Genomic DNA, 5895 nt, shown 5'->3' with positions numbered 1-5895 from the left:
CGAATCCTGTCTTCCCGATACATTACAGAGATATGTGAGTGTGTATTTTTAAAACTAGATATTATATACATTAAGAGGGAATCAGTTTGGTTCTCTCTTTTTTGATTTTCAGTAATTCATTTTGGCAACGTATACTTTTTGTCTCCAGTTTTTTCAATAAATACCGTAGTTTAGGTATACACATTGAAATTTAACAGATTTTATAACTCTTATAAATTTTTAAGAAAGAAATAGAAGGGTTTTGTTCAACGTATAATTTAGAGAATTGAAATAAGATATGAACAGCTCTATCAGGAAAGTTAAATTAATTTATAGAAATATTTTAGTATTTAAGGCCTACTGTTATAGATTCAATACACTATATATGTGTTTGTCTGATAAAAATTTCTACTTTTTTTGATTTTAAATAAGTATTAGTTTACATTATGGTGTGAATTGGGTTTGATATCTCTTTTGAGGAAGTTGCCTTAGATTTTTCTAATTGTGTTTTATTGTATAGTGTATCTTGCTTGTTTTGAACATAATTTTTTATGACATTTGTCATATTTTCTAGTGACAGAAGCTTCTATCTCCTCTGATTTCAAAAGACTATAATTGTAGTACCAAATGGAGGAAGAAGAGATAAGAAATAAAATGATTATCGCTGTAAGTCTAGTAGCAGCAGGAGTTATGACCTATCTCATGTTTTCGGGATTGGATGAGGATTTCTATCATTTTCCTTGGGAGGTCTTTGCTGGATTTGGAATGATGTCTTGGCTTGTTAGAGAAGGTTTGAAATTAGTCGGAGATGTGAAAAAGGAGTTTGAGGAATGAAAAAAGCGATTATCTATCTCTTTATTGGTCTGTCACTCTTGGTATGGTTGGTAGAAATGTTTACAGGTTGGTTTGATCAAGACTTCCTTTACCAATTCATCCGTGGTACTTGGGGTTTTGGATTTATGATTTTCGTCGTTTTCCCTATGGGAATGGAGTGATTGAAAGGAGAATATTATGAACATGATTAAGGTACAAGGCTTACATAAAAACATCAAGGGCAAGGCTATTTTGAAGGATATTTCCTTTGAGGTGACAGAAGGCGAATGCGTCGCCTTGATTGGCCCCAATGGTGCTGGGAAGACCACACTCTTGGACTGTTTGCTTGGAGATAAACTGGTCACAAGCGGTCAAGTATCCATCCAAGGCTTGCCAGTGACGAGCTCTAAGTTAGACTACACTAGATCCTATCTCCCTCAAGAGAATGTAATCGTTCAGAAACTAAAGGTAAAAGAGTTGATTGCTTTCTTTCAAAAAATTTATCCAAATCACTTGAGTAATCAGGAAATCGATCAACTATTGCAGTTTGACCAGCAACAGAAAGAGCAATTCGCAGAAAAATTGTCAGGCGGGCAAAAGCGTCTCTTCTCTTTTGTTTTGACCTTGATTGGACGACCAAAGCTTGTCTTTTTAGATGAACCAACTGCTGCCATGGATACTTCAACTCGTCAACGCTTTTGGGAAATTGTTCAGGAGTTAAAAGCTCAGGGAGTAACCATCCTCTATTCGTCCCATTATATCGAAGAGGTAGAGCATACAGCGGATCGAATCTTGGTCTTGAATAAGGGAGAGTTGATTCGCGATACAACACCTCTAGCCATGCGCAGTGAGGAGATTGAAAAGCACTTTATCCTTCCTCTAGCATACAAGGAAGTCATTGAGCAGTCTAACTTGGTTGAAAACTGGTCACAAAAACAAGATGCTTTGCAAGTAGTTACATGTGAAGCGGATGCTTTTTGGCAACTGTTAGTGCAAGCAGGATGTAGGATTCAAGAAATTGAAGTCAATAATCGTAGCTTGTTGGATACAATCTTTGAAGAAACACAAAAGGGAGATGACTAAGATGAAACGATGGATCGCACTAAACAAGATAGAATTTCTATTGACCAAACGACAATTAGTCTATTATTTATTATCAGTAGGTATGCCGACAGCCTTCTATTTATTCTTTTCAGGCATGTACCAAGAAACACCAGGTGGACCGGCTAATTTTATGCGCGACTACCTCATCTCCATGACGGCTTTTTCCATGATGTCGACAGCTATGTTTTCATTCCCAGCTGTTTTACATACCGATAAAATCAACAACTGGCAGAAAACATTGCGCCATACCCCTGTAAATATGGTAGAATATTATCTATCAAAGATAACAAGTATGCTGGTTGATTATTTGATCTCAATCTTGGTGGTTTTCTCAGTTGGGCACTTGGTCAGAGGTGTGGATATGCCTCTAGGAAGCTGGATTGGGGCTGCGTTCTTGCTGATAGTAGGAAGTATTGCCTTTGTAGCGCTTGGCTTGATCCTGACTCTCTTACCGTCTAGTCAGCTGATGTCAGTCGTGGGCAATCTTCTCTATCTAGGCTTGGCTGTTTTAGGCGGACTATGGATGCCCATCTCTTTATTTCCAGACTGGATGCAAGCAATCGGGAAGTGCCTACCAACTTATCAGTTGATGGAGTTGCTCAAGACCTTCTTAAACGAGGGTGGCATCAATTTATCAGCCACAGTTTATCTACTTGTTTTTTCAGCAGTTTTGTTTGGTTTGACCATTTACCTTCAAGGTCATAAGGAGAATGCTTAATGCTTGAAAGACTGAAAAGCATAGACTATATGTATTGGACCAGTTTGATTTTTATGGTTTTTCCCATCGTTCCTGTAGTGACTGGGGAGCTTCCTAGCTGGCATTTGTTGATTGACATTCTGTTTGTCTTGGCTTACTTAGGTGTTTTAACCACCAAGAGTCAGCGTTTATCCTGGCTCTGTTGGGTGATTATGCTAGCCTATGTAGCTGGGAATACTGCCTTTGTTGGTGTAAATTATATCTGGTTCTTCTTTTTCCTTGCCAATCTCTTAATTTATCATTTCGGCGTACGTAGTTTTAATTCTTTACATGTCCGGACTTTTCTCCTTGCTCAATTCCTTGTTGTGGGGCAACTTTTGATTTTTCAGGAAGTTGAAGTTGAGTTTCTAGTCTATCTGCTTGGAATTATCACTTTTATCGATTTAATGACTTTTGGCTTGGTTCGGATTCGTATTGTGGAGGATTTGAAAGAAGCTCAGGCTAAGCAAAATGCCCAGATAAATCTATTGCTTGCTGAAAATGAACGCAGTCGTATCGGTCAAGATTTGCATGATAGTCTGGGGCATACCTTTGCTATGATTAGTGTTAAAACTGATCTAGCCTTGCAGTTATTTCAAATACAGGCTTATCCACAGGTGGAAAAGGAATTAAGAGAAATACAGCAAATTAGCAAAGAATCAATGCGTGAAGTGCGAACCATTGTGGAAAATCTTAAGTCTAGAACTTTGACATCCGAACTAGAGACTGTGAAAAAGATGTTAGAAATTGCTGGAATTGAGGTGGAAATAGCTAATCAACTAGATACAGCTAGCTTAACTCAGGAATTGGAGTCAACGGCTTCCATGATTTTGCTTGAATTAGTGACCAATATCATCAAACATGCCCAAGCGTCTAAAGCTTACTTAAAATTAGAACGGACAGAGAAAGAACTCATTCTAACAGTGAGAGATGATGGCTGTGGCTTTGCTTCTATAAGCGGGGATGAGCTCCATACAGTCCGAGATCGTGTTTTCCCATTTTCAGGAGAAGTAAGTGTAATCAGTCAGAAACATCCAACGGAATTGCAGGTTCTACTACCTTATAAGGAGAGAAACTAAGATGAAACTACTTGTTGCAGAAGATCAAAGTATGTTGCGAGATGCCATGTGCCAGTTGCTTGCCTTTCAAGCAGATGTAGAGTCTGTCCTCCAAGCCAAGAATGGGCAGGAAGCAATTCAACTATTAGAAAAGGAGTCTGTAGATATCGCCATCCTTGACGTAGAAATGCCTGTTAAGACAGGTCTCGAGGTTTTGGAGTGGATACGATCAGAAAAGCTAGAAACAAAGGTGGTTGTGGTGACGACCTTCAAGCGTGCTGGGTATTTTGAACGTGCGGTCAAGGCTGGAGTGGATGCTTATGTATTAAAGGAACGAAGCATTGCAGACCTCATGCAAACCTTGCACACCGTCCTCGAAGGACGCAAGGAGTATTCGCCTGAATTGATGGAAGTGGTGATGACGCATCCCAATCCATTAACAGAACAAGAAATCGCAGTCTTAAAGGGAATTGCTCAGGGTTTCTCTAACCAAGAAATTGCAGACAAACTTTATCTATCCAACGGAACAGTCCGAAACTATGTCACTAATATTCTTTCGAAACTAGATGCAGGTAATCGAACAGAGGCAGCTAATATCGCGAAAGAATCTGGTTGGTTGTGATACTATCATAACGCGAAAACCATTATGTGTTAAAATTAAAATTATTCAATCAAACAATTTGTAACTTGAGGGGGCTTAGTTTCCTCCTTTTTGTGGCTCTAAGGTGGTAGCAAGGAGCTAAACCTAGGCTTTCTATGAAATTTTTTCAATCAATCCTCAAAAAACACTTGAAAGTGTTTACAATTAGTGATAGAATGGAATAAGTAAAAATATGAAAACGAAATTTTCACATCTTCACTTTTGTAAGTAGATATAGAGCTTTAATCGGTGCCTCTACTTGTAAAAGAATGTGTGGGATAGAAAGGACAGGAAAAGGAATGAATGCAGATGATACAGTAACCATTTATGATGTCGCTCGTGAAGCAGGTGTTTCCATGGCGACGGTCAGCCGTGTGGTTAATGGCAATAAAAATGTAAAAGAGAATACCCGTAAAAAAGTGTTAGAGGTAATTGATCGTTTGGATTATCGTCCAAATGCAGTTGCGCGTGGTCTTGCAAGTAAAAAGACAACCACTGTTGGTGTCGTGATTCCAAATATTACCAATGGTTATTTTTCGAGTTTGGCTAAGGGGATTGATGATATTGCAGAAATGTACAAGTACAATATTGTCCTAGCTAATAGCGATGAAGATAACGAGAAAGAAGTTTCTGTTGTCAATACCCTCTTTTCAAAGCAGGTAGATGGCATTATCTTTATGGGTTATCACTTGACAGATAAAATTCGCTCAGAATTTTCGCGTTCACGTACTCCGATTGTTCTCGCAGGAACTGTGGATGTAGAGCATCAGCTTCCAAGTGTCAATATTGACTACAAACAAGCTACGATTGATGCAGTGACCTACCTCGCTAAAGAAAATGAGCGCATTGCTTTTGTCAGTGGTCCACTAGTGGATGACATCAATGGTAAGGTTCGTTTGGTTGGTTACAAGGAAGCTTTGAAAAAAGCAGATATTCCTTATAGCGAAGGCTTGGTATTTGAATCTAAATACACTTATGAAGATGGCTATGCCTTGGCAGAGCGCTTGATTTCATCAAATGCAACTGCAGCAATTGTAACAGGTGATGAGTTGGCGGCAGGTGTCTTGAACGGTTTGGCTGATAAAGGTGTGTCAGTACCAGAAGAATTTGAGATCATTGCCAGTGATGATTCGCAAGTCTCTCGCTTTACCCGTCCAAACTTGACAACTATTGCCCAACCTCTTTATGACCTTGGTGCCATTAGTATGCGTATGTTGACTAAGATTATGCACAAGGAAGTGTTGGAAGAACGTGAAGTTCTATTATCTCATGGATTAACAGAACGTAGCTCAACACGAAAACGTAAATAGAAAAAATCAGGGAATCGAGAAGATTTCCTGATTTTTTGCTCTTAAACAAGAGATGTTGACTTAATGAATACCATAGAGCGGACTAGGCGGCTGGTTAAAGACTGCGCAACACACTGTTTTGAACTTGTAGATAGAACTGACGAAGTCAGCTCAAGTCCCTGCTTTGAGCTTGTGGATAGAACTGACGAAGTCAGCTCAAGTCCCTGCTTTGAGCTTGTGGATAGAACTGACGAAGTCAGTAACCATACCTATGGC

At 39.2% G+C, this 5895-nt stretch carries 8 protein-coding genes; all 8 read left to right on the top strand.

The window, feature by feature from the left end:
• Positions 1 to 606 precede the first annotated feature (606 nt).
• The gene (locus tag HT699_RS07515) at positions 607 to 813 is read left to right on the top strand and encodes a hypothetical protein (protein ID WP_007284993.1); all 207 of its coding nucleotides are present in this window, start codon (positions 607 to 609) and stop codon (positions 811 to 813) included.
• Positions 810 to 974: a hypothetical protein gene (locus HT699_RS07510; RefSeq protein ID WP_172930330.1), complete on the top strand. Its 165-nt coding sequence runs from the start codon at positions 810 to 812 to the stop codon at positions 972 to 974. The genes HT699_RS07515 and HT699_RS07510 overlap by 4 nt, the downstream gene beginning before the upstream one ends.
• Before the next feature lie 16 nt (positions 975 to 990).
• On the top strand, positions 991 to 1875 hold the full coding sequence (locus HT699_RS07505) for an ABC transporter ATP-binding protein (RefSeq protein WP_023934170.1): 885 nt from the start codon (positions 991 to 993) through the stop codon (positions 1873 to 1875).
• A gap of 1 nt (position 1876) precedes the next feature.
• Positions 1877 to 2614, top strand: a complete 738-nt coding sequence (locus HT699_RS07500) for an ABC transporter permease (protein ID WP_031243889.1) — start codon at positions 1877 to 1879, stop codon at positions 2612 to 2614.
• Positions 2614 to 3711, top strand: a complete 1098-nt coding sequence (locus HT699_RS07495; protein WP_172934225.1) for a sensor histidine kinase — start codon at positions 2614 to 2616, stop codon at positions 3709 to 3711. The genes HT699_RS07500 and HT699_RS07495 overlap by 1 nt, the downstream gene beginning before the upstream one ends.
• 1 nt (position 3712) lies before the next feature.
• Positions 3713 to 4312, top strand: coding sequence for a response regulator transcription factor (locus HT699_RS07490; protein ID WP_023934176.1), 600 nt, complete (start codon positions 3713 to 3715; stop codon positions 4310 to 4312).
• 317 nt (positions 4313 to 4629) lie between these two features.
• Positions 4630 to 5640, top strand: a complete 1011-nt coding sequence (ccpA, locus tag HT699_RS07485) for a catabolite control protein A (protein WP_000990605.1) — start codon at positions 4630 to 4632, stop codon at positions 5638 to 5640.
• A 63-nt stretch (positions 5641 to 5703) separates the two neighbouring features.
• The coding region (locus HT699_RS11560; protein ID WP_205403429.1) for a hypothetical protein at positions 5704 to 5895 on the top strand (192 nt) is incomplete at its 3' end.

Source organism: Streptococcus sp. 1055, assembly GCF_013276815.1.
GTDB lineage: Bacteria > Bacillota > Bacilli > Lactobacillales > Streptococcaceae > Streptococcus > Streptococcus pseudopneumoniae.
Note: the sequence above shows the minus strand (reverse complement) of the source record. Positions and strands in the feature narration are given on the sequence as shown.

Excerpts from the sequence above, each read along its gene's own strand:
- ccpA (WP_000990605.1), top strand. The coding sequence starts at position 4,630 with ATGAATGCAGATGATACAGTAACCATTTATGATGTCGCTCGTGAAGCA.
- HT699_RS07510 (WP_172930330.1), top strand. The coding sequence starts at position 810 with ATGAAAAAAGCGATTATCTATCTCTTTATTGGTCTGTCACTCTTGGTA.
- HT699_RS07500 (WP_031243889.1), top strand. The coding sequence starts at position 1,877 with ATGAAACGATGGATCGCACTAAACAAGATAGAATTTCTATTGACCAAA.
- HT699_RS07515 (WP_007284993.1), top strand. The coding sequence starts at position 607 with ATGGAGGAAGAAGAGATAAGAAATAAAATGATTATCGCTGTAAGTCTA.
- HT699_RS07505 (WP_023934170.1), top strand. The coding sequence starts at position 991 with ATGAACATGATTAAGGTACAAGGCTTACATAAAAACATCAAGGGCAAG.
- HT699_RS07490 (WP_023934176.1), top strand. The coding sequence starts at position 3,713 with ATGAAACTACTTGTTGCAGAAGATCAAAGTATGTTGCGAGATGCCATG.
- HT699_RS07495 (WP_172934225.1), top strand. The coding sequence starts at position 2,614 with ATGCTTGAAAGACTGAAAAGCATAGACTATATGTATTGGACCAGTTTG.